Here is a 25329-nt window from a genome sequence, read left to right on the forward strand (position 1 = left end):
TTGAACGCCAACGAATCGAGCGAAGGAAACATCGAGACATGGGTCGTTGACCGGGTCGAAGGCGAACTGGCGGTCGTAGTCCAGGAGGACGACGAAATCGTCGTTCAGGTCGGAGTGGTAGAGCTCGGGGACTACGCGGTGGAGGGCGCGCTCCTCCGGGTGCCGCTCGGACCGGTGGGCGAACCGCTCTGGGCCGAGGCGACGCGTGACTTGGAGGCCGAGGCAGAACGACGAGTTGGGGCAGGAAAGCGCATCGCGGAACTGCAGGAGCGTGACCCGGGGGGAAGCATCGCTCCATGAGGCTCGCTATGCCGTCGAGTGTCGGTGCGCTGGCGTTCGCACTCGCTCTTCTCTCGACGCCTGCCCACGCTCAGGAACGCTCGGGACCTGTCGGGAACGTCAACTATCCCGTCGACCCGCTCTCCATTCCGCGGCCGTCGATCACCGCGACGCGGGTTCGTGGACCGATGGTCATCGATGGACTCCTCGACGACTTGGCATGGGCCGACGCGGTCGTCTCGCGGGACCAATGGATTCAAACAGTGCCCGATCAGGGCATGCCGGCGACCCAGCCTACGACTCTCCGTATCATCTATGACGAGAGCACGCTTTATATCGGCGCAGTTCTCTATGATGAGGATCCACACAATCTGACCGTCGCCGGTATAGAGCAGGACTTCGATACCACGAATTCTGACATCTTCGGGGTTGCCCTCGACACATACCTCGATCGGCAGAATGGATTCCTGTTCGCCGTGAACCCGGAGGGGGCGATTTGGGACGCCCAGGCGTTCAATGACCAGCGTGACATGGTGCCGGCATGGGAAGGAATCGTCGAGGTGCGCACCTCGATCAACGATTCGGCCTGGGTCGTGGAGATGGCGATCCCCTTTGCTACCCTGCGGTTCAATCCGGTGCAGGACGAACAACTATGGGGCATCAACTTCTCGCGCCGTATTCGCCGTCGGAACGAAGACGCGATGTGGGCGCCGCTGCCGCTGCAGTACCGGGTCTACAAGTTCTCGATGGCTGGTACTCTCGAGGGCCTCGAAGACCTCCCGGACGCGCGTAATCTGTGGGTAAAGCCCTATGCTCTTGGCGATGCGCTGACCGGCTCACGGTACGATGAAAGCGTTACGAATGGTGACGTGGGTCTCGACGTGAAGTGGGGCCTGACGCCGCGCATGACGCTGGATCTCACCGTGAACACTGACTTCAGTCAGGTCGAGGTCGACCGAGAGCAGGTGAACTTGAGTCGGTTTTCGCTGTTCTTCCCGGAGAAGCGCGACTTCTTCCTCGAGAACGAAGGGACATTCGGCTTCCAGGACATTGCGATTCGGAACTACAGAACCGGGAGCAGTGGGCGGCAATTCAGACTCTTCCACTCCCGCCAGATCGGCCTGTCCCCGACCCGTGAGCCGCTGCCCATTGGCGGCGGTGCCCGGCTGACTGGTCGCATCGGTGATCGTCTGGAAGTCGGCTTTCTCGACATGCAGACGCGTTCCTTCGAGGGGCTGTCTGATGGTTCGAACTACGTGGCTGAGAACTTCGCTGTCGGGCGTGTGAAGGCGCGGCTCGGAAGCGGCACTACGATTGGCGGGATCTTCGTGAATCGGGAGGAGACGGGTGGAATCGATCCCTCCGGCTTCAATCGGTCGTACGGTGTCGACGCAAATGTGCAGCTGACTCAGAATCTGCTCGTGTCGAGCTATTGGGCGCGGACCGATGACAGCGATCCTGTCGGGGATGACACGAACATCGCCATGTTTCAGGCGGCATACAGGAACGCCTTCTGGAATATCTCTGGCCTGTACAAACAGGTCGGCGATGGATTCAGTCCAGAGACGGGGTTCATCGATCGAACAGCCGTGCGGAGGTACTTCGCGACCGTCGGAGTCCATGCGCAGGTCTCGACTCTGGGTCTGCGAGAGATCAATCCGTACGTCGACTTCGACACGTACACCAACCTGTCAGGGGCCGTTGAGACACGGTCCATAGAGGCCGGGACCGTATTCTCGCTCAATCAAGGCGGCCAGGTGACCCTCACTGTGGCCGACCGACATGAGCGCCTGTTCGAAGATACGCGGATCGCAGGCGTGACCGTGCAGGAAGGCACGTACGACTGGGTCGAGTCAGCGGTTCGCATCGCTACCCCTGGTAACTATGCGGTGTCCGTCAGTGGGTCCGTTCGCTGGGGTGATTTCTACGACGGCACACGAAAGACGATCTCCGGGGATCTCACGTTTCGACCGAACGCACACCTTTCGTTCGATGTGGGGGCGCAGCACAACGACCTGAATCTCGGCGGGTCTACTTTCACCGCCGACCTTTTTAGTGGACGCGTCCGGTATGCCCACAACACGCGCACGTTCTTCATGGCGTTCGTTCAGTACAACGAAGCAGCTGAGGAACTCATCGCCAATGCGCGTTTCAACCTCGTTCACTCGCCGCTCTCGGACGTGTTCCTGGTCTACACGGAACGACGCAGCCTGGCGGATGGGGTGACGGATACGGTTCTTGAACGCGGAATCACGCTCAAGATCACGAAGCTGCTGGCTTTCTGAGCGAGTAACTGCTCGCCCGGCCCAGACCGGTGATGCGACCTAGACCAGCGCGGCGATCTCCGGCGAAAGACCGGGCCAGCTCGCGTACATCCCGTCGACCAGGGTGACGTCGTACCCATTTCGCTCGAGAAGGGCTGCCACGAATGACGCCCGGTTTCCGGATCGACAATGGACGAAGACTGGTTTGTCCGTCGGCACTTCGCTCAATCGCGGTTCGACTCGTGTGTGGGCGATGTGGATCGCGCCGGGGATATGACTTCCCGCGTACTCGGCGGACCCGCGCACATCCAGCACCGTGACCTGATCGCTGTCGATCTCCGTGGCCATGTTAGAGAAGTCGATCGTCGGTGTCTTGGTGGAGGCCACGGCCGAGCCGGTCAGGCTGCTCACTGGTGCAAATCCCGCGATCCGGTCGTAACCGATGCGCACGAGCGTGCGTACCGAAGCCTCGACGTCTGCGGCGTCAGCGATGAGGTAGATATTCGTCGACGGGTCGACATAGGAGCCCACCACCATCGCGAAGTTGATGCCGGCCGGGGCAAAGAGGGCTCCGAGGATGTGCGCCTTCATGAAGGCATCTCGGTCCCTGCGGGTGTCGACGATGACGGAGTCCTCAGTAGACCCCAGCGCCGCCAGCTCCTCGATCGTGTAGAGCTTCGGCGCCGGGAGAGATCCGAGGACTGGAATGCCGTTGCGGTTCATGTCCTTCATGCGCGCAAAGTAGGTGGGCGGCTCAGGCTGACCATCGAGGATAGAGTCAACAAAACCCTGCTCGTCCGCCTCGAAACCTAGCCCCGCGTTGAAACGGCGCTCGTACCCGACGGTGGACTGTGGAACGGCACCGAGCGCCTTTCCGCAGGCGCTACCGGCTCCGTGGCCGGGCCACACCTGCATATGGTCCTCGAGCTCCAGGAACCGCTTCGTAGACGCGAAGAGGCGTCGGGCGGAGGGCTCGCGAGCGCCGGCTACCCCCGCAGCGGTTTCGAGAAGGTCGGGGCGCCCGAGGGCACCAACGAATACGAAGTCACCGGATGCGATCCCGATCGGCTCACTGGCGCCTCCACCAAGGTCGGTCACCACGAAGCTCATGTGCTCGGGCGTGTGTCCGGGCGTATGCAACAGGTCGAACCGGATGTTTCCGACCTTGAAGCTGTCGTTGTCCTTCAGGTAGTGGACGTCGTAGTTGCTGCTTTTCGCCCAATTGTACTTCCAGTCGGCGTCGCCCTCGTCGGACAGATACAGCTTGACCCCATGCTGCTCAGCGAGCTCGAGGGTACCGGTCAGGAAGTCGGCGTGGATGTGCGTCTCCGTGGCTGCGACGATGCGGAGCCCTTCTTCCCGCGCGATGTCGACATAGCGGTCGATATCGCGTTCGGGGTCGATCACGATCGCCTCTCCGGTGCGCTGACACCCGATGAGGTAGGCGTACTGTGCGAGATCGGGATCGAATACCTGGCGAAAGAACATTTCTCAAATTCCGTCAGCTGTGGGGTAGTCGGTGTCGCATCGCGCCGTAGGTCCAGGCTCCGGCGAGTGCACTGATGAATGCCGCGACCATGACCGTAACGCCGTTTCCTAGCAATACGTAGAAGGGGCACTGACAAGATCAGGGCTGTGAATGTGATCGTGGACCTGATCCTGGGCCATCCAGGGCAGGTGGATCTTGTTCGCCCAGGCTTTGCAATTTGGGTGTTTTTCTCTGTAGGTCAGGTGACGTAGGAGGGACGTCACGGTTAAGGAGGCCGTTGTGCCCAACTCCGCCGCTTCCGAAGTTGGGAGCCAGAGCGCCTCGAGGGCGCGCGGCAGTCGGGACCGAAAGGAGTCAGCATGTTTATCGCGCGGAGCGTTCCGCCCATCGCATTGGCGGTCCTCGTGGCTGCTCTCCCCGGCTCATCAGTGTGGGCACAGGACGCCAACGTCGGCGACAACGCCGCGAGAGCATTGATCTCCGTCGAGACCCGCTCCATCGAGACGTACCCCTTCTCGGATCCAAATCCTGTCCCGATCCTTGCGAGCGATACGCGACTGTACCCATACCACCGATTTGAGGGATACGCGCACGCCTCGGAAGCCCGCGACTGGACCGTGGTGCACCTGGAGAACGAGTGGATCGAGGTGTGGGTGCTGCCCGAGATCGGTGGCAAGGTGTGGGGAGCGCGGGTCAAGGAGACTGGACACGAGTTCATCTACCGGAATGAGGTCCTGAAATTCCGGAACATTGCCCTGCGTGGGCCGTGGACCTCTGGGGGCATCGAGTTCAACTTCGGCGTCATCGGCCATACTCCGTCGACCGCATCCCCTGTGGACTGGGTGACGGAGGAGCACGACGACGGCAGTGTTGCTGTGACCGTCGGAGCCATGGATTTGCCATCGCGAACCAACTGGCGCGTCGAAGTGCGACTTCCCGCTGATCGGGCGTACTTCGAGACGAACGTGCTCTGGCAGAACCCCACGACCCTCGAGCAGCCCTACTACAACTGGATGACGGGCGCGGCCTTCGCTCAGGACGACCTCGTCATGGCGATTCCGGGCAACGCTTTTCTAGAGCACCCTGGGGCCCGGCGCGAGTGGCCCATCGATCCAGATGGACGAGAACTGCCGGTCTATGACCAGAACCGTTTCGGCGGAAACAAGTCGTACCACGTCGTCGGCGAGCTCAACGACTATTTCGGGGGCTACTACCTGCAGGACGACTATGGTTTCGGCCATTGGGCACGGTACGACGAGATGCCGGGCCAGAAGCTCTGGCTGTGGGCGCTGTCGAGGCAGGGAGGGATCTGGGAGGACCTGCTCACAGACACGGATGGGCAGTACGTGGAGTTCCAGGCTGGTCGGCTACTCGTTCAGTATTCGCCGAGCGAAGATGTGAATCCGATTTCGCAAGTCGGCTTCGAACCGGGCGCGACGGACCGCTGGAGTGAGACGTGGTTTCCGGTCGAACAACTCGGTGGTCTCACTGATGCGTCTCGCGACGGCGCCATGTTTGCGGAGGTTGAGGGCGGGACCTTGCGCGTTCGTGCCCATGCCTTCGGCAGGATTGCGGATACCCTGCGCATTACGGTCGATGGCACGGAAGTGTTGAATGAGCCGATCAACTTCTTGCCTCTGGAACCCGTTGTCCGTGACTTCGCTGTTGGGGCTACGTTCGGACACGCTGCTGTGATCCCGGACCACGCAGAGATCGTCGTGGAGTTGCGGCGACTTGGACTGATCTGGCACTCAGACCCACGCGTGCTGGCCTTGGACCGGCCCTTCGCGACCGATGAGGAGGCCATGCCGAATATCTCTGGCACAGACCGAGCCGTGATGGCGGCTCGGGAGCTTGTCCAGGGCCGACGACTCGAGGCGGCCCGTGAGTTGTTCGCGGGTGTGCTCGAAGACGAGCCCTGGAATCGGGATGCCCTCCTCGGTCTGGCAGACCTTGAGTCTCGGCGCGGTCGCTATGAAGAGGGACTCGCTCATGCGCGGCGAGCACTCGAGCTCGACGCATATGACGCCGAGGCGAACTTCGTGGCAGGCACTCTGTATCGAGCGCTGAATCAGCACATCGACGCGGTCGAGGCCTTCGGCTGGTCTGCCCGCTCGATGGCGTTCCGGTCAATTTCCTACGTTCAACTCGCCGAGCTGGCGTTGCGCGTCGACGACGTACCTGATGCAGCCCGATACGCGGAACTCGCTCTTGACTACGACCGGTATAGCCTGTCGGCGTTGGAGGTGCTGGCGATCGTCGGACGCCTTTCGGGGGATGCCGAACTGACTGGGGTCACAAAAGACGAGATACTTCGCATCGACCCGCTCCACCACTTTGTCCGTGCCGAGACATTCCTCGATGCTGGTGGAAGTCTTCAAAGTGCGACGGGTCGGACGATGGTGGAGGCTCTCCGCGGCGAGTACCCCGGAGAAGAGCTACTAGAAGCCGGTATCCGGTATGCGAGCCGAGGGCGCACCGACGATGCCGTGGCTGTTCTCCGGGCCGCCGAGCTTGGTCATGACCACCTGGTCGCCGGTGCGTGGGCAGCCTGGCTCATGGACGCACCCGCGACGCTCCCGCCAGAGCCCGACGTGGCATTCCACTTCCCGTATCGTCCCGAATCCATCGCCGTGCTCCGCTGGGCCGCGGACACTTCGGATTATTGGGGGTGGGACTATCTGCTGGCGCTCAACCTGTGGGCTCGGGATCGTGCGCCGGAAGCCTTTCAGATCGTGACGTCTCTCGAGGCTGTGCCGGACTTCGGAGCGTTCTATGTGGCGCGTGCTGCTCTGGCGGGGCTCGCCGAAAATAGGAGTGTATCCAACGGAGTTGATCGAGAAGCGGATCTGCGCCGAGCTGTTGAACTGGCTGCAGATGAGCGGGTGATCCGCGTCCCATTGATTCAGCTTCTACAGGCCGAAGGCCGATGGGAGGATGCTCTCGAGGTGTCGCGCACGGCGCGCGTGGCCTTCCCTGGAGATTTCGATCTTGACCTGCTTCATGCAGCGGCTCTCGTCGAGACCTTGAGCCACGAAGATGCGATCTCAGTTCTCGACGACATTGCTGTTCTTCCGTCCGAGCACTCGAGCACCAGCCATGGGATCTTCGCGGTGGCGCATACTCAAGCGGGTCTTTCCGCGCTCGAGCAGGGCTCTCCAGAGGAGGCTGCCGGTCACTTTGAGACAGCAATGACCTGGCCTGAGAGACTCGGCTTGGGCCGACCGTACGAGCCCGAGGAGAGACTCCAGCGCTACCTCCTCGGTGTAGCACTCGCGGCATCCGGCGACGGGACTGGCGCGACCGCGGCCTTCGAAGCTGTGGTCGAATCGACGCGAACGGTGGCGAGTGAGGGTGGCATGGCATCCCGCGACGACCTCCCGGCGATCCTGGCCCTCGTGGCCCTGCAAAGGCGTGACGAGGTTCTGGGCTTCGGGAACCGGCGGGAAGGCGCGATAGGGCAGATTATCGCTTCTGTGCGGCGTGCCCCAGCCCCCGACGGGGACGTCGTCGGGGCGCTCCAGAGGACGCTGGAGGGTGCGCCTGAACTGTTTGCTGACTCGGAGGGCCGGCTTCTTTACCGTGCGCTCATGCTCGAACGGTAGTCAGCGGGATCCTCTTCTTGGAAGCACCTTGTCCGTCATCGCCGCATGGTAGACGAACACCGCCATGATCACGGCATTCTTCCTCAGGTCATCGAGTGGAATCGTGTCGAACGAATCGAGGTTGGTGTGCCCCCCGGTTCCGCCGACCCGCGCCTGCAGGAACTGAAACGCCGGTAGCCCGACGTCGTCGAATGGCACGTGGTCCGTGCTCCCCACGCCCTGTGGGGAAATCGTCGTCATCCCCATGTCTTCCAGAGGCGCCATCCAAGCGGCGAAGGGCGCCCGAACGTGCTCATTGCCCTGGAGCCAGATACCGCGGTACTGCCCCGGGCCATAGTCTTGATTGAAGTACACCGAAAAGTTGTCGTACCCGTCGCGCTTTCCGACGGCCGCGTCGTTCGGATCACCGAAGTTTTCGCGCACGTAGGCGCGCGACCCCCACAGTCCCTGTTCTTCGCCGGACCACAACGCGATGCGAATTGTTCGGCGCGGCTCCGCCCCAATCGCCTTGAGGATTCGCATTGCTTCGAGCATCACAGCCACGCCAGAGGTGTTGTCCGAAGCGTTGGGTGAGGCGTGCCAAGTATCGAGATGAGCGCCCAGCATCACGACTTCGTCGGCGAGGTCCGCTCCGGCGATCTCTCCCAGCGTGTTGTGCGCCTCTGTTACCTGCTCCCCGTGCCGATTCCGTACCTCGACCTCGACCTCGACTGGGATGTCGCGGGCGAGGACCCGGTACATCCGGCTGTAGTTCTCGGGTGTGATTGCGATGACTGGAACCGAGTTCAGCGTTTCGTCACGAGCCCACTGATCGACTTTCGCGCCCGGCCGCGCAAAGCCGCGCACGGCGCCCGGCCATCCGCTGCTCGACTCCAGAACGACCGCTGCGCCCTCGGAAACGTAGAAGGCGAGCTTCTCGGCGGCCGTCAATATGTCCGGATTCGCAGGCGTGGGCGGATAAAGGCGTGAGAAGTAGGGGTCCGGGCCGGGCGGCGGCACGATCACTTCTTCCTCGAGAGCTCGCAATTCCTCCTCGGTCCGACGGGGCGTTCCTGTTGCGAACCGAGTTTGGTCGATCGTCGGCGGTGGGGACGACAGCACGGCCATCCCGCGAAGCTTCCCGCGATAGCTCTCAAGATCTTGGTGTGTCCGCACGTCTCCGATAATCGCGGTCAGGCGCTGCTTGCCGTCGGTGCCCGGCGTGTGCGCGATCGGGTAGCCCACTAGAGGGGTGTAATCCGGCTCCAGCATATGAAGAGAGACGTACTCGTTGTCCCAGCTCACGCCGTAGTCCATGAACGGCTCTCGCGTCGTGTTCGTGAGGCCGATGCGATCCATCTCCGCGAGGACCCAGAGCTGTGCGCGCTCCATGTCGTCAGAGTTCGTGAGTCGGGCACCGAGCACGTCCGTCATGTACGAGAGCGTGTTGGGCAACTGCGAGCGCTGGAGACCTTCCTCACGGATGTTCGCAATGACCTCGAGATCGACCGGCCAGGCATCCTGCTGTGCCACCAGAGCAAGCGGAGAGGCTCCGAACCATGCCCCTGAGACGAGCACTGCTACGCGCAGCGCACGGCGTCCCCCCCATGGCACCCATGAGGAAAAAGTCGCGCGGGAGGGCAAGGCGTGATCCATCTCCATCTCCTGGTTGCTGGTCCGGTGAGCGTCGGACGGGAGCGGCCTTAGAAGAGTCCCGTCACTATGCCGTCGGTAACGTCCACCTTCGTCGCTGACGGCGCCACGCCAAGGCCCGGCATCGTCATGATGTTCCCCGTCTTCGCCACCACGAATCCGGCACCCGCGGACGGCGTGACTTCGCTGACACCAATCCGGAATCCGGTCGGTCGTCCGAGAAGCGTCGGGTTATCGGAGAAGGAGTACTGCGTCTTCGCCATACAGACCGGAAAGTTGCCCATCCCTGCTTCCTCGAGTGCCGCGAGATCCTTGGCGGCTTTGGGTGTCAGATCGACGCCCTCTGCACCGTAAATCTCCGTGGCGATCGTTTCGATCTTCGTGATGAGGCTCATCTCCAGGGGATACAGAGGCTTGTAGTCAGCCTCGTCACTTTCGAGGACGTCCCAGACCGCGTCGGCCAGGTCGAGGCAGCCTTCGCCACCACCGCCCCACGGGTCTGCGATTACGGCCTTGCAGCCCATTTCGGCGCATCCATCGAGAACGACCTGGATTTCGGCTTCGCTGTCGGTCGCGAATCGATTCAGTGCGACCACGGGCGGCACGCCGAACTTCCGAACGTTCTCGATGTGACCGCGGAGGTTCGCGAAGCCTGTCTGCACTGCCTCGACGTTCTCAGGCGTGAGATCGGTCTTGGCTATGCCGCCGTTCATTTTCAAAGCGCGCACGGTGGCGACGATGACGGCTGCACCTGGACGCAGATTACCGAAGCGGCACTTGATGTCGAAGAATTTCTCCGCACCCAAGTCGGCTCCGAAGCCGGCCTCCGTGACTACTACGTCTCCCAGCGAGAGTCCGACGCGTGTCGCGGACAGCGAATTGCAGCCGTGCGCAATGTTCGCGAATGGGCCGCCGTGAATGAGTGCGGGCGTGCCGCCGAGCGTTTGTACGAGGTTGGGATTGACCGCATCTTTGAGCAGTACGGCCAATGCCCCAGACACGCCCAAGCCTGCAGCGCGGACAGGTTTCCCGTCTTTGCCGGTTCCGATGATGATCCGGTCGAGTCGGGCCTTGAGATCATCGATTCCGTCCGCGAGGCAGAAGATCGCCATGATTTCGGACGCCGCGGTGATCACGAAGCCGTCTTGCCGAGGGACTCCGCCGGTCCGGCCGCCGAGACCGACAATGACGTTGCGAAGCGCGCGGTCATTCATGTCGATGGCGCGAGGCCAGGTGATCTGTGTCGGGTCGATGCCAAGCGAGTTCGGCCGATACAGGTGGTTGTCGAGGACCGCTGACAGCAGGGCGTGGGCCGAGCTGATCGCGTGGAAGTCACCCGTGAAGTGGAGATTGATCTCCTCCATGGGCACGACCTGGCTGTGGCCGCCGCCAGCTGCGCCTCCCTTGATACCGAAGACCGGACCGAGACTCGGCTCACGCAGGCAGAGCACCGGATTGCGATTTCGCAGGTTCATCGCATCGGCGAGACCGACTGAGACCGTCGACTTTCCCTCGCCCGCCGCAGTTGGGCTGATGCCCGTTACCAACACGAGCCGACCGTCTTCTCCGCCCCGTTCCTTCGCTACGTCTAGGGGGATCTTCGCCTTGTGATGGCCGTAGGGGATGATGTCTTCGGGGCCGAGCCCGATCTTCGCAGCGATCTCCTGGATGGGACGGAGTTCAGCTTCCTGTGCGATCTCGATATCGGTTTTGACGATGGTCTCCCTGCAAACGGTGTCGGATTCGATGTACTGGACGCCAAAGTCGGCGCGGAAGTCTATGTGGCGCAATGCTTTCGATACGCGCCCCGCATAATCAGTGTCTCGCGTGTCCTTATGGCGTAGTTACGATAGGATAGCCCCGCTCCCAAAACCCCACTCCATAAATGAGGTTGATTCTCCGGAACGGCTTGGTTGTCGCAGGCCTCGTGCTCGTATCGCTCAGCGCGGTTCAGCCAGTTCTTGGCCAAGCCAGCTGGGACTCTCATCAGGTGCGCGCAACCGAGACGCAGACCCCGCCATTCCTCGACGGTTTCCTCCAGGAAGGCGAGTGGGGACGCGGTGGGCTGATCCAGGGTCTCATTCAGCAGGAGCCGAATGAGGGCGCTCCTGCGACAGAGCGCACCGAGGTCTACATGCTCTACGATGCGGAGACCCTCTACATCGGTGTCCGAGCCTGGGACTCAGAGACGGGTGGTGTGACGGCGACGGAAATGCGCCGTGACTCGGACAGGATCCTCGATGAGGACAACTTCCAGATCATCTTCGACACCTTCAAGGATTCTCGTTCGGGCTACATGTTCGTCACCAATCCACTCGGTGCGAAGCTCGATCAGCAGGTATTTAACGAAGGTGAAGGAGCGACACGTGGGTTCGGCTTCGCGACGTCGAACATCAACCGTGACTGGGACGGCGTATGGCACGTTGCGGCGCAGTCGCTGGAAGATGGCTGGGTCGCGGAGATCGCCATTCCGCTGGTCACTCTCCGCTTCCCGGAAGCGCAGTCGCAGAGCTGGGGCATGAATCTCATGCGCAACATCGCCCGGAAAAATGAGCAGGCATTCTGGGCACCGATTACGAAGGAGTTCACGATCCATCGCGTGAGCATGGCCGGGAGCCTCGAGGGACTGAGCAACCTAGATCGCGGACTCGACCTGCGGGTGACGCCGTTCGTCACCGGCGGCGGCGAGAGTGTCCTCGATGAGAGCGTCGAAGCGAACGATTGGGATGGGGATGTCGGGCTCGACATGAAGTACGGAGTGACCTCCGGTCTTAATCTCGACCTCACGATCAACACGGACTTCGCACAGGCCGAGGTCGACGACGAACAGGTAAACCTGACGCGATTCCCGCTGTTCTTCCCAGAGAAGCGAGACTTCTTCCTCGAGAACTCGGGGCAGTTTCAGGTCACCACGGCGACCGCATTCAATCGGTACGCAGACCTCTTCTTCAGCCGTCGAGTCGGCCTCGGAGACGACGGCACCAATGTCCCGATCATGGGCGGCGCGCGGATGACCGGTAAGATCGGTCAGAACGACATCGCAATCATGGACGTTCAGACAGATCAGGCGTTCGGCAGCACGGCTGAGAACTTTTTCGTTGCCAAGTACAGTCGAAAACTCTGGTCGCGCTCACGCATCGGGGCACTCGTGATCAACAAATCGTCCTCGAACTACTTCGGGGACATCGAGGATGCCCACTACAACCGCACCTATGCTGTCGACGCGCTTCTGACGCCGCACCCGAACTTTACGATTCAGGGATTCTTTTCAAAGACAGAAACGCCGGGGATTACGGTCCCGGACGACGATCCGGCGACTCCGTGGCAGGAAGATGTCGGTTTTGGTGAGACCGGGAGCTATGTCAACGCGACGTGGCTCGACACGGCCTGGCGGATCTACGGTGAGTATGCAGACTTCGACAACGATTTCAACCCGGAGGTCGGGTTCCTTCCGCGAGCTGGTATCCGGACTACCAAGCTTCACCTCGAACGGAATCCGCGACCGAATTTCTGGGGCATTCGCGTTCTGTCGCCGATGATCAACTACACCTATACGTCTGATCAGGGAGGCTTTCGTCTCGCCAATCGGTGGCACTACATGCTTGGGGCCCGCTTCGACAACGGTGCTTTTTTGAATTTGTCGTATAACAACCACTTTGACCGCGTGCAGAAGCCCTTCTCTTTGGGTGGGGTCTTCATTCCGGCAGGCGACTACAACTTTGGCGAGTACAAGGTCACGTTCGATTCTAATCCTGCTCGTCGGATCTACTACGGTGGGGTGTTCTCACCGCAGCAGTTCTACGGTGGCGAGCGGTGGGACGCGCAGGCGAAGCTCGGAGCACGAATTACGGATCAGCTCTCAACCGAGGCCTCGTACACAAGAAACGACGTGGATCTGCCTACCGGCGACTTCGAAGTTGATCTCGCCTCGATCCGGATTGACTTCGCGATGTCCCCGACGATGTCGATTCGTTCGGTTACACAGTACAACTCACAGCGTGACCAGTTCGGCACCAGCGCACGGTTCCGTTGGACGTACCGGCCGGGTAGCGACATCTACATCGTCTATGACGAGTTACAGCGCGACCCTGCTGCACCGATGAATGACCCGCTCGCAGATCTGTACTACCGGGATCGCAGCCTGATTATCAAGGCCACGTTCCTGATGACACGTTAGGGCTCAGTTCGAGAGCCGCGCACGGACTTCGTCTAGCCAGTTCCTGACGAAAGTCCGATCCCAACATCAGACCCCCTGATCGATTCACGCGAGCGATTGGGGGGTATCAGGTTCGGTGGATGATCTGCGAAGTGCTGGGTAATGGGCTCCCAGAGCAGTAGCTCTCACGACAACGTAGAGAATGAACGTGAGCCAGAGTCCGGTATTTCCCCCGAGAGGAATCGCGAAGCTCGAGGTGGCGAGAAAGACCAAGCAAGAAGCCATGCTGGCGTTCCGCATGGCCCGGGTGCTTGTAGCACCGATGAAGACCCCGTCGAGCTGGAACGCCGCGAACGAGAGGCCAACATAGATCGATGCGTAGGGGAGGAATTTCTCTGCGCTCCCTCGCACAGCGTCCAGATCGGTGAGTAGCGCGATGAACCAGGGCCCGAGAGCAAACACCATGACGGCCAGAGTGAGTGCGCTACCCGCCGCGAGCTGTGACGCCGCCCGGACGGCTTCGTCGAAGCGAGCCCGCTCGCCGGCACCGACGGCCCGACCGACGAGGATCTCAGTCGCGTGTGCGTACCCGTCCAGGAGGTAGGCACTCAGGGCTACGAGCTGAAGTAGCACATGATTTGCGGCGAGCACCTCGTCACCAAATCGTGCGCCCTGATTTGTGAACCAGGCGAAGCCAAGCAGCAGAAAAAGAGTGCGGACCATGATGTCGCCGTTGGCACGGACCGTTGCTCTCGCCTTGGCGGCGTCACGAATCCGAGCCATTGGCCAGAACGGTTCGTCGTCGACGTGCTCAGCCCGCAGGACGGAGACTAGCATCAACAGCGCGCAGGTCAGTGTGACCCACTCGGCGATGGCCGTCCCGAGTGCGATCCCTTCGACACCCCATCCCAAGTATCCGGCGAAGAAGAGATCGAGGCCGATATTCAACCCATTCAAAATGAGCTGTGTCCTGAGCAGGTGGCTGGTTCGACCGAGCCCGACGAAAGCCCCGAGCACGGCGAACGTCGTGAGCGTGGCCGGTGCCCCCCAGATGCGGAGATCGAAATAGGCGCGGGTTAGCCCTTCGACCTCAGTGGTGGCACCGAAAAGCATCAGCGCGCCCGAGATGATCGGCCGTTGGAGGATCACCAGACAGACTCCGATCGTGGCCCCAAGCAAGACCGACCTCCCCACGGTAGCTCGAACCTCGGCGAAGTCCCCTGCGCCTGAAGCCTGTGCCACGAAGCCAGTCGTGCCCATGCGAAGGAAGCCGAAGCTCCAGTACACGAAGCTGAAGACGATCGCACCGAGCGCGACCGCTCCCAGGGCTTCCACCGTTCCCGTATTGCCGATGACAGCGGTGTCCACGATCCCGAGCAAGGGGACCGCGGCGTTCGCGAGGACGATTGGCCATGCGAGGTGGACGATCGTGCGACGGGAGGTGGGCTGCGCTGTGTTCACCCGCGGAATCTAATGGGGGTGGTGACTGTCCTTGCGCCCCTTAGCGACTTCCGGTCAGCTCCCGACTCAGCTCACGCAACATGCTTCGGGACTCCATGTCGTAGGCCTGATCGTGAGCCCGGGCGGGCTCGAGCTGATTGAAAAACTGACCGCCCTCCACGTCGTCCACGATGAGCTGCATGACCCCGTCGGCACCCTCGCCGATCGTCGCCCGAGGTTGCACGCCGAGGCGGGCCACCATGCCAGTCGGCATGTAGGTGGCCGGATGGAGCGCGTTTACCACGACGCCTGTCCCCTCGAGCTCTTCGTGCAGATCGAAGGTGTGTCCAACCTGAGCGAGCTTGCTCTGCCCGTACGCTCGCCCGCCGGTGAAGTTGTTCTCGATCATGACGTCGTCCCAGTCGATCGGGCTCCGGGCGATCGATGACACGTTCACGATGCGGGCGGGCGCGCTCTCCACGATGCGCTGTTTGAGCAGATTCGTGAGGAGGAACGGCGAGAGGTAGTTCACTTGGAACCGGAACTCATGGCCATCTTCGCTCACCCATCGCTCGTCGGGTGCCGAACCGAAGCCTGCATTGTTCACTAGGACGTCGAGCCGATCGTAATCGGCGAGCACAACGGCTGCGAGCGAACGGACGTTCTCAAAATCGGCGAAGTCCGCGGCGTAGAATCGCGCAGTGCCCGGTCCTGCATTGATCTCGGCAGCAACTGCTAGGCCTCGATCACGATCACGACCATGAACGATGACATGGGCGCCACGCTGTCCCATGCGTAGCGCGACCTCACGACCGAGACCACTCGTCGAACCCGTGATCAGGACGATCTTCTGGCCCGGTGCGGGCGCGACTCCGTCCTGGGCATGGCTTGGCGTCGCAAGAACGGTCAGCCCTGCTACCAGACCGGCACATGCGAACAGCGCTTTTGCGATACGGTCCATGGGATCCTCGGCGTGGCGAACGTGACTTGCTCTGGGAGCAAGCGAACGTAGCGGCCGAGTGTCTCGGGTAACACCAAGTAGTCAATTGGGCGGGTGGATTGGTCCGTGACGGGCGAGCGGAGGGTGTATGACCGGAGGTGGGTCGTGATATCCTTGCTTGCTTCTGAGTCACGGACCAGCATCGGCGGTATGGGTGCCTAGCAGCTGTCGGCTCGAATCTCACACGGTGACGCTCCGGAAAGCCTGATCAGAGGAGGCCCCTTGAACAAGCATTCTTTGGACCTCCAGTGGTATCTAAGTCGGCTCACGTTCATCCTCTTCATGACGTTCCACAGTATCCACTCGGATCTCCCGCGCATGGGCGTCAACGGCGGCACGTGGACCGGCCTGATTCGGTCGGATATCCTCGCCAGCTAGCACCGCGTCGTCTGGGTTCCCACATTGCTTGCTGAACCCTGGACCGGAGACAGAACGATGGCGGACCGAAGCTCGCGCAGGATCAAGACGCCCGAAGAACTCTACGGGCTCGTGGAATCTGGAATGGACCCCGCTGGCCGTAGCCCGACGGTCTTCGACTCTCCGCTCACGCGACGAGAGGCCCTCCGCCGTTCCGGGGCTGTCGCAGCCGGTGCCGCGATCTTCCCGTCCGACTTCGCCAAGCGTCTGTCCACCATCGCTCCGCAGGAAGCTGTCGTTCCCTGGACCAACGCCCCGGAAGCTGGTGGGCAAGCAGGGACACTCGACTGGGAGGCACTGACATCCTGGACGACGCCTACCCCCGATCTGTTCAGCGTCGGACACTACGGAAATCCTGAGGTCGACGGCACCTCGTGGCGCCTCGAGGTGGGCGGTCTGGTGGACAACCCGAAGTCGTTCACGCTCGACGAGATCCGCGCCCGTCCTCGTGAGAGCGTGACGATGCTCCTCGAATGCGCAGGCAATCGGGGCTTCGCCACGTTCATGGGCGCAGTACACAACGCGGAGTGGACTGGCACGCCGCTCGCACCGTTGCTCGCGGAGGTGGGCGTTCAGCCGGAGGGTATCGAGATCGTCTTCTTTGGCGCGGACACTGCGACTGAGACGATTCGGGATATTGAAGTCGAGCAGCATTTCGCGCGGAGCATGTCACTCGAGGACGCGACTGCTGCGGGTGTCCTGCTCGCGTACGAGGTGAACGGCGAGCCGCTTCCGGTCGGAAATGGGTTTCCGGTCAGGCTCATTGCGCCCGGCTGGTACGGAGTCGCCAACGTGAAATGGCTGATGAAGGTCGAAGTCCGCGATACGCGCTTCATGGGGAAATTCATGGCGCGTGACTACGTGACGCTTCGCCAGGAAGGTGACGATGCCAATGCGGTCTGGGCCGAGACTTCCGTCGGTCGCACGAACATCAATTCGATTCCGGCCAAGGTTGTCCGCACTGCCGGAGGTTTTCGTATTCACGGTGCTGCGTGGGGCAAAGATGTGGGCCGAGTCGAGGTCCAGATTGACGGCGGCTCTTGGCAGTCGGCTACGATGGGCGAGGGTCAGGACGACCCACACACCTGGACGTTCTGGCATTTGGACTGGGATGCGCCGTCGGGTGATCACACCGTGACGTCACGGGCGGTCTCTGTGGACGGAGAGGTTCAGCCGTCTCCCGAAGACGCGGTCATGGTTCAGAAGATCACGTACTGGGAAAGCTACGGAACGGTCACGCGCGAGATCACGATCGACTGATCAGGGCGTTATGTCAGACGGCTTCGGGTGGACTTCCTCGGCACGTTCTCGGCGCGCGTAATTCTGGCCTCCGCAGTATGTGATGCAGTGCGCAGGCATGGCAGCTTCCGGTCCGGGGGGAGTCGGTGCCCTGCGATATCACATGGGCGGCAGCAGATCGAATGGGTCGTCGACCGTGCCGGCGCGGGCCTTGAGGTCGTCCAGTGCGGCGACGAGGTCGCCTCCGTGGGACGCGAGAAATGCGTCGAACGCAGGCAGCTTGTTGTAGTAGCGGATGCGTGACATCAGGGTCGCGTTATTCAAGGGCGTGTTTCTGAAGCCACCGAAGGTCAGGGCTTCGAACTGGGGTGAGACCTCGGCATCGAAGGTCGTGAGGGCTTCCGCGAAAATCATCTCCCGTTGGGCGACCTTCTCGTCGAATGAGAGCGAGGAATCGTCGTATACACCTTTGAGATTCTCGACAAAAGTGTCCAGATAGACGCTGAATATCTGATGGTCTCGCCAGCGAGCGAGGGCCCTGACACATTTGATGGAGTCTGGTCCACTCCCTTCCCGAGAGCAGAAAAATCGAGCTGCGCCGACCCGCCCGACGAAGGTCGCGAAGCTCTCGTTGAAACTCACGTGGCCGGGCACGAAAAGATGCTGATGAGACAGCTCGTGGATGACGGTTGCCACCACCTCGACGTCATCGGTCCGGAGTGAGGTCGACAGAACCGGGTCGTTGAACCAGCCCAGCGTGCTGAAGGCCGCCGTGGGCCGAACCCATGTGTCGTAGCCTTCCGCATCGAGCCCCGCCTGTTCGTCGAGCGCGCCTTGAAGCGAGAAGTGCCCTTTGTAGGGCACGTGCCCTACGATGGGGAACCACCAGGTTTTCGGGACGAGCCGGTCCTTGTACGCGGCTGATACGACCATCGCGAGCGTGTCACGGTCGAGTTGGGTGAACATCGTGTAGGAGTCACCGACATCGATCCCCAGTTCTTCCGCCGCGAATCGTCGGGCCTCGACCACGTAGGCGAGCTTCCCACGCGTGCCCGCATCGACGGTCGAGTCATTCAGAATCGCATGAATCGGTTGCCTCGCCCTGAGGATTCCGACTTCGGCGATACCGGCCTTCACCACGTAAACCGGGGAGCACGCCATGCACCCGGCCGCCATCACCAGTGCGGTGACGGCGAGCAGGGTGCGAATGGTGCGTTTTCGAGTCATGACGTCTCGCCGGTCAGGTCAGCGTGGCGACTGTCAGTTCCCGCCGCCGATCGGGCGCATGAGCGGAACGCCGCCCTCCGTCGGGACGTAGACGACAGACCCAGGTGGGAGCGTGGCCAGCCGCTCGATGTAGTGGAAGGTCAGGTACGCGGGAGTCAGGCCCTCAGAAATGATCTTCTGAGCCTCCGCCAGACCCTTTGCCTCCTCGATCGCCTGTTGCGCGCGCTCCTGAATGATCTCCGTCTGGAAGCGCTCCTGCTCGACCTCCTGCTCTCTCTCGAGCTTGGCCTCGATCGCCTCGCGGACACGGGCCGGCGCCTGCACGTCACGAACAAAGACCTCGACGACCTCGATGCGGTCACCGGCCTTGGCCTGGATCTCGTTCATCATGTCAACCGCAACCAGTCGCCGATTTGGTGAAAAGATTTCGTTGATCGACTTCGTCGCCACTGCGTCACGGACACCGTTCCGCATGGCGTTCAGCACGATGCTCGACTTGATACTTCGCTCGCTCCCCAGCCGCGAGAAGAGATCGGGGGCGACGGCTCCATCCAGCTTGAACAGGATCGAGACTTCGAGCGTGACGTTGAGCTGCTCACTCGTCTGCGCCTCGATGACTTCGACTCCTCCGCCCTCGGGGAAGCTCTGTTCGCGAATCGACATCTTCTCGATGCTCGCCAGAGGATTCACGAAATGGACGCCCTCCTCGAGTGGTCGTTCTTCCACCGTTCCGAGGAAGTGCTCGACCCCCACTTCACCGACAGAGATCACGGTGAGTGTGTTACTGAGCGCGAGTGCTAAACCCGCTGCCATGAAGGCATAGCCGGCAACCTTTGCGGCGCCTTCTGCGCCCGGCTGGGCGGTTGACGGCCCGACGGCCCGGATCGTTGCGCCGATGAGAATCACTAGGATGGCAAGAAAGATCGAGCCCATGTGAGATACTCCTCGTTTGAGGGGGATGGTGTGATTCGATTGAAATACGGGCACCGTCCCGGATTTCTTCTATGTAGGTCGGACGAGGGCGTTGGGGCTGGTTGGGTCACCCCGGTTCTTCTTCACCCATATAGTTTCGGCGCTCCGGGTTCACTGCGATTCGGAGTTCGACGAGGTCGACTTCCGGCGCAATTTCCGGGGGCATCTGGTCTGCGGTCATTCGAAGCGCGGTGGAGGCATCGTCCGCCTCGACGACCAGCGTGTGATAGCGCTGGTGTGCGCCCCCGTATCGTACCGTGATCTGGTAGTGCATGCGGGAATCTACCGATGGCTCGTCCGAGGACCTATCCTCCGCCCATGAACTTCGCCCTCCGTCTCACGTGAGCCTTCCGTACCGCCTAGCGGTCGGGTCGCTTCGGCTCGTGTCCCCGCTTCTGACCGCAGGCGATTCGAAGCTGGCCCGTGGGATGGCTGGCCGACGCCACGCGCACGAACTGCTCGCTACCTGGGGCATGACCGTGCGTGACCGAGACCGGCCCGTCGTCTGGTTCCACGCCCCGAGTGTGGGGGAAGGGTTACAGGCTCGAGCCGTCATCGAGGCTCTTCGTGAGCGCATTCCGGACGTCCAGATCGTCTACACATTTTTCTCGTCCTCTGCCGAAGAGTTGGCGCGGACGATGGGTGCAGAGGTCGCGACGTACCTGCCGTGGGATCTTCAGTCTCCTTCGGCGGCCGTGCTTGATGCGGTTGAGCCCGACCTGCTGGTGTTCACGAAGACCGAAGTCTGGCCGATTCTCACCGCTGAGGCTTCCGCCCTTGGTGTGCCGGTTGCCATTGTGGGGGCATCCGTCCCACCGGGCGCGGGAAGGATGCGCAAGCCAGTCCGGAAGTGGATGGAATCCACGTGGGCATGTCTCAGTTTGGGGTGCGCGAACACCGAAGCGGACTCCCGAGGTCTGCGGGAGCTAGGCGTCCCCGACAAGTCTGTGACCGCGACCGGTGACCCCGGGGTGGATTCGGCTGCAAGTCGCTTCGAGGCTGCTCCTGAGGCCGCCGACTGGCTCACTCCGCTGCAGGATGATCCGAGACCCGTGGTCGTGGCTGGCTCAACCTGGCCCGCAGACGAGGCGGTGCTCCTGCCCGCTCTGAAGATGGTCAGGACGGAGGTCGCCACACTGCGAACGATCATTGCACCGCACGAACCCACCGAGAGTCGCGTCGCGTCACTCCTGAGTGAGTTGCGCCGCGATGGGTGGCGAGCGGAGACATTGGGCCGAGTGGAGGCCGACGGGTCTGCGGAGGGCATCGACGCGGTGGTGGTCGATCGCGTCGGAGTGCTCGGACATCTCTACGCCGTGGGCGCCGTGTCGTACGTCGGAGGTGGATTCCGCGGAGATGGACTGCACTCTGTGCTCGAGCCCGCGGCGGCCGCGACGCCGATCGTCTTCGGGCCGCAGCACCACAACGCACGGGCGGCGGCGGACCTCGTCACCGTGGGCGGCGCGAAGATTGCACGGGATGCAAATGCACTCGCGCGCGAGGTCCAGAACTGGCTGACCGATGAAGCAGAATGTGATCGCACGGGACGGTTGTCCCGTCGGTATATTGATGTGCACCTCGGTGCGGCAGGCCGCATAGCTGAGCTTCTTGATGGTCTGATCGCACCCCTCTCTGACTTTGACTCGAACGCATGAATGACTTCGCGGTAGCTGAAATCACACCCACCGAGCTCAAAGCTCGACTGGATGCCGGTGATGTCCCGGTTCTCGTGGACGTGCGCGATGCGTTCGAGGTCGAGATCACTGATCTCCCGGACCACGGACAGCTCCGGATCCCGACCGGTGAATTCTCGGCTCGGTTTGGCGAACTGTCGACGGACAGTGAGATCGTCGTTTACTGCCGGAGCGGTGGGCGCAGCGCCTGGGCGGCAGCCATTCTGGCGCAGCAGGGATATCAGCGCGTCTTGAATCTCGCGGGCGGTGTTCTTGGATGGCGTGCCGAAGTGGATCCGACGTTGAGGGCATACTGATCGTGCGTTTCCCTTCACACCCTCTGCTCCTCGCTTTCCTAGCGACCGCTCTGGCTGGAATCACCGCCTGCACTGGCTCACCGGATGAGCCAGGTGAGGAGTGGCCGATGTCGGAGATTGAGCTGCCTGAGACAGCATCGCTCGGCGGCGGTGAACCCGTCGATGGTGTTGTGGCGGTTAGTGGCCAAGTCGCAGCAACCGGTGACATGGCGGCAAGTGAGGCCGCGCTTGCCGATACGGCGGACTCAAGAGTTGATCGCAGGGAGAACGGTGAGGAAGGTGCCAGCTCCGGAGACCAGAGCGAGGCAGCTAGCACAGGCCTGTCGGGTCCGCGACCATACTCCCGGCCCCAAATGGACACCGACGCGTCGGCCCCCATGATCCACACGCGACCGCTCGTGGTGGAGGATTTCCCGGACGCCCGGTTCCCCCGCCCCCAGCATGTACGCGGACTCTACATGAATGCGTGGGCGTCCGGGTCGAACAAGCGCATGACCGAGATACTCGACGTTGCGCGCGAGACTGAGATCAACTCGCTGGTCATCGACATAAAGGATGCGACCGGGTACATCAGCCACGAGACCACGGTGCCGCTCGCTTTGGAGATCGGCGCGGATCAAGAGCGCCGGATCCGTGACCTGCCGGCTCTGCTCGATCGTCTCGAAGCAGAGGGCATCTATCCGATTGCTCGGATCGTTGTCGTGAAGGACCCGATCCTCTCTGCTGGACGTCCTGAGTTCGCTGTGCAGGACACAGCCGGGGGTATCTGGGTGGACCGCAAAGAGACCATCTGGATGAATCCATACTCACGCGGACTCTGGGAATACAACGTGGCCCTCGCGCGTGAGGTCACCGAGATGGGGTTCCCCGAGATCCAGTGGGACTACATCCGTTTTCCCGATGCGCCCCAGTCCGACATGAATCGCGCGGTGTTCGAGGGCAGTGAGGACATGGAGCGTGTGGACGCGATCCGGGGCTTCCTGTCCTACGCGCGTGAGGAGCTGTCCGATCTGCCAGTCCGGACCACGGCGGATGTGTTCGGCGTTACGACGTCATTCCGTCGGGATATCGGCATTGGTCAGCTTTGGGAGACATTTATCGACGTCGTCGATGTGGCTCTCCCCATGGTGTACCCGAGCCACTACTGGGAGGACAGCTTCGGCTACGACAAGCCGAACGCGTACCCGTATGAGATCGTCTTGGCCGCTCTTCGTGATGCGCTCCGTCGTTCTGCGCGCGTCGATGGTGCGGGGATGACACGTCCATGGCTGCAGGACTTCTCGCTTGGGCAGCCGATCTATGGTGCCCCCGAGGTGCGTGCTCAGATCCAGGCGACCTATGATATCGGGATTCAGGAATGGATCCTCTGGAATGCTTCGACTCGTTACACCATTTCGGCGCTTGAGCCGGTGACGGGGTTCGCGATCGACCCACTCGTTCGTGTGGCGGGTGTGCTGACCCCGGTCTCGCGTCGCTACGAGGTCATGGATTCCGTCGCAGCGCTCCACACCGACACCGCGACGACGGTTAGTGCCGTGGTCGATGACGTCCCAGTCGACACGATCGACGCCGTCGTCACCGACACGCTCTTCGCAAGGACGCGCCGCTAGGCCGAAGCGCCCATCACGGCGAACTGGAGTTCGTGGATACGTGCATAGAGTCCGCCCGCTTGGAGCAGGGCTCCGTGACTCCCCTCTTCATGAACCCGTCCATGATGCATCACGATGATGCGGTCGGCGTTCTGGATCGTAGAGAGTCGATGCGCGATCACGAGGGACGTGCGGCCGCCGAGAAGTTCGTCAGTCGCGATCTCGATGCGCTCCTCGAGTTCGGAGTCCACTGACGACGTTGCTTCGTCGAGCACCAGAATGTCCGGATCGAAAGCGAGCGCCCTTGCGAAGCTTACCAGCTGCCGTTCTCCAACCGAGAGCGTCGACCCTCGTTCTCCGAGTGGCTGGTCGTATCCATGCTCGAGTCGCTCGATGAAGCGCGATGCGCCGACCCGCTCTGCCGCAGCCTCGATTCGTTCCTGGTCTATGTCGGAAGATCCGAGCCGAATGTTGTAGGCGACGTCCTGACTGAACAGGAATACGTCCTGCAGGACCAGCCCGATACGCTCACGCAGGTCCTTCAACACGACCTGATCAATCGGGATGCCGTCCAGGAGTATTCGCCCCTTCTGCACATCATAAAAGCGCATCAGCACGTTGATCAGCGTCGTCTTCCCGGCCCCGGTGTGTCCGACGATTGCCACTTTTTCACCCGGGGCGACCGTGAAGGTTACGTCTTCGAGTACCCAGTCGGGCTCGCCTTCCCCGTCGTCCCCATACGCGAACCAGACAGACTCGAAACGAATCTCTCCAGGTCCCTGCACGGGCAGGGGTGTCGGGTCGACCGGATCGATGACGGAGATGTCTCCATCGAGGAGCTGGAAGACCCGCTCTGAGGAGGCCATCGCCGCCTGGAGGAGGTTGTATTTTTCGGACAGATCCTGAATAGGTCGAAAGAAGCGACGGACGTAGAGCAGGAAGGCGGTGATGACACCGACGGTTGTGGTCTCCGCGATGACGCGACCGCCGCCATACCAGATGATCAGCGCCAGAGCGATTGCGGTGAACAGCTGGATGACGGGGAAAAAGAGTGCGTAGTACGTGATCGACTTCAGGTGTGCCTGCAGGTGGCTGTCGTTCAACTCGGCTAGCCGCGCCGCGTCGGCCTTCTCCCGATTGAACAGCTGTACCACGCGCATCCCCGTGATGCGTTCCTGAAGGAATGCATTGATGTGGGCGATCCGTACCCGGATGTCCCGATACGCTGAGCGGACCTTCGCGCGGAAGAGGAACGCAGCGAAGAAGACGAAGGGCAGGACGCTGAAGGTCACCAGCGACAGTCGCCAATCCATGAGTAGCATCGCGCTGAAGATGAACAGCAGCGTGAAGATGTCTCCGAAGACGGTCACGAGGCCTGAACTGAAGAGCGTATTCAAGGTCTCGACGTCGTTCGTGATGCGCGTCATGAGGCGGCCGATCGGATTTCGATCGTAAAACTTCAGGTCGAGCTGCTGCAGCTTCGCGAAGATCTCCGTGCGCAGGTCGTACATGACCGACTGGCCGAGCCATGTCGTCACCAAGGCGCGAGCGTATTCGAGACCGAATCCGACGACGACCGTCGCGAGGTAGGCCCAGACGAGAACGGCCAGCAGCGACCGGTCCTGATTTTCGATCGCTTCGTCGATGACGAGCCGACTAATCCACGGCCCGGCAATCGCCATGGCGGAGCCCAGAAGCAGGATTAGCAGTGCCAGACTTACATGCTTCCAGTATGGCCGCAGATACTGAATGAGGCGCCGCATGAGGCGTGAGTCGTATGCCTTACCGAGTGTCTCTTCTTCCTGAAAGCTCGCGGCGTCAGCCATACGGGTTGGCGGGTCCTCGGATGGTGATTTCGGTCAAAAGTATGAGCGCTGCGGTTACCCGGACGGAGATGCGCCGGTCCGGGAAGATGGAGCTGTTTGGCCCTGCGAGATACCCTCGCGCCTGTGTGTGATCATCATGAGTATATACGCACAAAAATCATAGTTTCTGGTGAGGGCCTTTCTCTCACGATCTCCCGCACACGC

General features: G+C 61.7%; 18 protein-coding genes. 9 read left to right on the plus strand and 9 right to left on the minus strand.

Features of this window, described 5'->3' with window-relative positions; genetic code table 11:
• Nucleotides 1–300, plus strand: a complete 300-nt coding sequence (locus OSA81_01150; GenBank protein MDE0897599.1) for a hypothetical protein — start codon at nucleotides 1–3, stop codon at nucleotides 298–300.
• Entirely contained in the window at nucleotides 297–2564 is a 2268-nt protein-coding gene (locus tag OSA81_01155; protein MDE0897600.1) for a DUF5916 domain-containing protein, read from the plus strand. Before OSA81_01150 ends, OSA81_01155 begins: the two co-directional genes overlap by 4 nt.
• A 39-nt stretch (nucleotides 2565–2603) precedes the next feature.
• On the opposite strand, the gene OSA81_01160 is transcribed toward OSA81_01155, so the two are convergent.
• Nucleotides 2604–4031 carry a rhodanese-like domain-containing protein gene (locus OSA81_01160; GenBank protein MDE0897601.1) on the minus strand — a complete coding sequence of 476 codons (1428 nt, stop codon included), beginning with the start codon at nucleotides 4029–4031 and terminating at the stop codon, nucleotides 2604–2606.
• A 360-nt stretch (nucleotides 4032–4391) separates the two neighbouring features.
• On the opposite strand from OSA81_01160, the gene OSA81_01165 reads away from it, so the two are divergent.
• The gene (locus OSA81_01165) at nucleotides 4392–7637 is read left to right on the plus strand and encodes a DUF5107 domain-containing protein (protein ID MDE0897602.1); all 3246 of its coding nucleotides are present in this window, start codon (nucleotides 4392–4394) and stop codon (nucleotides 7635–7637) included.
• On the opposite strand, the gene OSA81_01170 is transcribed toward OSA81_01165, so the two are convergent.
• Complete coding sequence (locus tag OSA81_01170) at nucleotides 7638–9272, minus strand: M20/M25/M40 family metallo-hydrolase (protein ID MDE0897603.1); 1635 nt, start codon at nucleotides 9270–9272, stop codon at nucleotides 7638–7640.
• A gap of 47 nt (nucleotides 9273–9319) precedes the next feature.
• The gene (locus OSA81_01175; protein ID MDE0897604.1) at nucleotides 9320–11059 is read right to left on the minus strand and encodes a formate--tetrahydrofolate ligase; all 1740 of its coding nucleotides are present in this window, start codon (nucleotides 11057–11059) and stop codon (nucleotides 9320–9322) included.
• A 95-nt stretch (nucleotides 11060–11154) separates the two neighbouring features.
• Here OSA81_01175 and OSA81_01180 point away from each other — a divergent pair, with 95 nt between their 5' ends.
• On the plus strand, nucleotides 11155–13446 hold the full coding sequence (locus OSA81_01180) for a DUF5916 domain-containing protein (GenBank protein ID MDE0897605.1): 2292 nt from the start codon (nucleotides 11155–11157) through the stop codon (nucleotides 13444–13446).
• A gap of 84 nt (nucleotides 13447–13530) precedes the next feature.
• Here OSA81_01180 and OSA81_01185 read toward each other — a convergent pair whose 3' ends face one another.
• Both OSA81_01185 and OSA81_01190 read right to left on the minus strand, forming a co-directional pair.
• The gene (locus OSA81_01185; protein MDE0897606.1) at nucleotides 13531–14886 is read right to left on the minus strand and encodes an MATE family efflux transporter; all 1356 of its coding nucleotides are present in this window, start codon (nucleotides 14884–14886) and stop codon (nucleotides 13531–13533) included.
• Between the two features lie 40 nt (nucleotides 14887–14926).
• Nucleotides 14927–15826 (minus strand): SDR family NAD(P)-dependent oxidoreductase, encoded by a 900-nt coding sequence (locus OSA81_01190; protein ID MDE0897607.1) that lies wholly within the window; start codon nucleotides 15824–15826, stop codon nucleotides 14927–14929.
• 261 nt (nucleotides 15827–16087) lie between these two features.
• Here OSA81_01190 and OSA81_01195 point away from each other — a divergent pair, with 261 nt between their 5' ends.
• Together OSA81_01195 and OSA81_01200 are read left to right on the plus strand one after the other, a co-directional pair.
• Nucleotides 16088–16243, plus strand: coding sequence for a hypothetical protein (locus tag OSA81_01195; GenBank protein ID MDE0897608.1), 156 nt, complete (start codon nucleotides 16088–16090; stop codon nucleotides 16241–16243).
• A 57-nt stretch (nucleotides 16244–16300) separates the two neighbouring features.
• Nucleotides 16301–17542: a sulfite oxidase gene (locus tag OSA81_01200; protein ID MDE0897609.1), complete on the plus strand. Its 1242-nt coding sequence runs from the start codon at nucleotides 16301–16303 to the stop codon at nucleotides 17540–17542.
• A gap of 138 nt (nucleotides 17543–17680) precedes the next feature.
• On the opposite strand, the gene OSA81_01205 is transcribed toward OSA81_01200, so the two are convergent.
• From OSA81_01205 to OSA81_01215, 3 genes are all read right to left on the minus strand, one after another.
• Nucleotides 17681–18748, minus strand: a complete 1068-nt coding sequence (locus OSA81_01205) for an aminopeptidase (protein ID MDE0897610.1) — start codon at nucleotides 18746–18748, stop codon at nucleotides 17681–17683.
• Nucleotides 18749–18781: 33 nt separating this feature from the next.
• Nucleotides 18782–19681 carry an SPFH domain-containing protein gene (locus OSA81_01210; protein ID MDE0897611.1) on the minus strand — a complete coding sequence of 300 codons (900 nt, stop codon included), beginning with the start codon at nucleotides 19679–19681 and terminating at the stop codon, nucleotides 18782–18784.
• 106 nt (nucleotides 19682–19787) lie between these two features.
• Entirely contained in the window at nucleotides 19788–19994 is a 207-nt protein-coding gene (locus tag OSA81_01215; GenBank protein MDE0897612.1) for a hypothetical protein, read from the minus strand.
• On the opposite strand from OSA81_01215, the gene OSA81_01220 reads away from it, so the two are divergent.
• The 3 genes from OSA81_01220 (at nucleotide 19993) to OSA81_01230 (ending at nucleotide 23320) form a co-directional block, all read left to right on the plus strand.
• Nucleotides 19993–21375 (plus strand): hypothetical protein, encoded by a 1383-nt coding sequence (locus OSA81_01220; protein ID MDE0897613.1) that lies wholly within the window; start codon nucleotides 19993–19995, stop codon nucleotides 21373–21375. The genes OSA81_01215 and OSA81_01220 overlap by 2 nt on opposite strands.
• Entirely contained in the window at nucleotides 21372–21710 is a 339-nt protein-coding gene (locus OSA81_01225; GenBank protein MDE0897614.1) for a rhodanese-like domain-containing protein, read from the plus strand. Before OSA81_01220 ends, OSA81_01225 begins: the two co-directional genes overlap by 4 nt.
• Before the next feature lie 107 nt (nucleotides 21711–21817).
• Nucleotides 21818–23320 carry a putative glycoside hydrolase gene (locus OSA81_01230; protein MDE0897615.1) on the plus strand — a complete coding sequence of 501 codons (1503 nt, stop codon included), beginning with the start codon at nucleotides 21818–21820 and terminating at the stop codon, nucleotides 23318–23320.
• Here OSA81_01230 and OSA81_01235 read toward each other — a convergent pair.
• Entirely contained in the window at nucleotides 23317–25125 is a 1809-nt protein-coding gene (locus OSA81_01235; protein MDE0897616.1) for an ABC transporter ATP-binding protein, read from the minus strand. The two genes, OSA81_01230 and OSA81_01235, sit on opposite strands and share 4 nt — an antisense overlap.
• Nucleotides 25126–25329 lie beyond the last annotated feature (204 nt).

This window comes from Longimicrobiales bacterium, assembly GCA_028823235.1.
Classification (GTDB): domain Bacteria; phylum Gemmatimonadota; class Gemmatimonadetes; order Longimicrobiales; family Gaopeijiaceae; genus UBA2589.

Excerpts from the sequence above, each read along its gene's own strand:
- OSA81_01230 (MDE0897615.1), top strand. The coding sequence starts at position 21,818 with ATGTCGGAGATTGAGCTGCCTGAGACAGCATCGCTCGGCGGCGGTGAA.
- OSA81_01180 (MDE0897605.1), top strand. The coding sequence starts at position 11,155 with ATGAGGTTGATTCTCCGGAACGGCTTGGTTGTCGCAGGCCTCGTGCTC.
- OSA81_01215 (MDE0897612.1), bottom strand. The coding sequence starts at position 19,994 with ATGCACTACCAGATCACGGTACGATACGGGGGCGCACACCAGCGCTAT.
- OSA81_01210 (MDE0897611.1), bottom strand. The coding sequence starts at position 19,681 with ATGGGCTCGATCTTTCTTGCCATCCTAGTGATTCTCATCGGCGCAACG.
- OSA81_01155 (MDE0897600.1), top strand. The coding sequence starts at position 297 with ATGAGGCTCGCTATGCCGTCGAGTGTCGGTGCGCTGGCGTTCGCACTC.
- OSA81_01190 (MDE0897607.1), bottom strand. The coding sequence starts at position 15,826 with ATGGACCGTATCGCAAAAGCGCTGTTCGCATGTGCCGGTCTGGTAGCA.
- OSA81_01165 (MDE0897602.1), top strand. The coding sequence starts at position 4,392 with ATGTTTATCGCGCGGAGCGTTCCGCCCATCGCATTGGCGGTCCTCGTG.
- OSA81_01160 (MDE0897601.1), bottom strand. The coding sequence starts at position 4,031 with ATGTTCTTTCGCCAGGTATTCGATCCCGATCTCGCACAGTACGCCTAC.
- OSA81_01200 (MDE0897609.1), top strand. The coding sequence starts at position 16,301 with ATGGCGGACCGAAGCTCGCGCAGGATCAAGACGCCCGAAGAACTCTAC.
- OSA81_01205 (MDE0897610.1), bottom strand. The coding sequence starts at position 18,748 with ATGACTCGAAAACGCACCATTCGCACCCTGCTCGCCGTCACCGCACTG.
- OSA81_01235 (MDE0897616.1), bottom strand. The coding sequence starts at position 25,125 with ATGGCTGACGCCGCGAGCTTTCAGGAAGAAGAGACACTCGGTAAGGCA.
- OSA81_01220 (MDE0897613.1), top strand. The coding sequence starts at position 19,993 with ATGCGGGAATCTACCGATGGCTCGTCCGAGGACCTATCCTCCGCCCAT.
- OSA81_01225 (MDE0897614.1), top strand. The coding sequence starts at position 21,372 with ATGAATGACTTCGCGGTAGCTGAAATCACACCCACCGAGCTCAAAGCT.
- OSA81_01170 (MDE0897603.1), bottom strand. The coding sequence starts at position 9,272 with ATGGATCACGCCTTGCCCTCCCGCGCGACTTTTTCCTCATGGGTGCCA.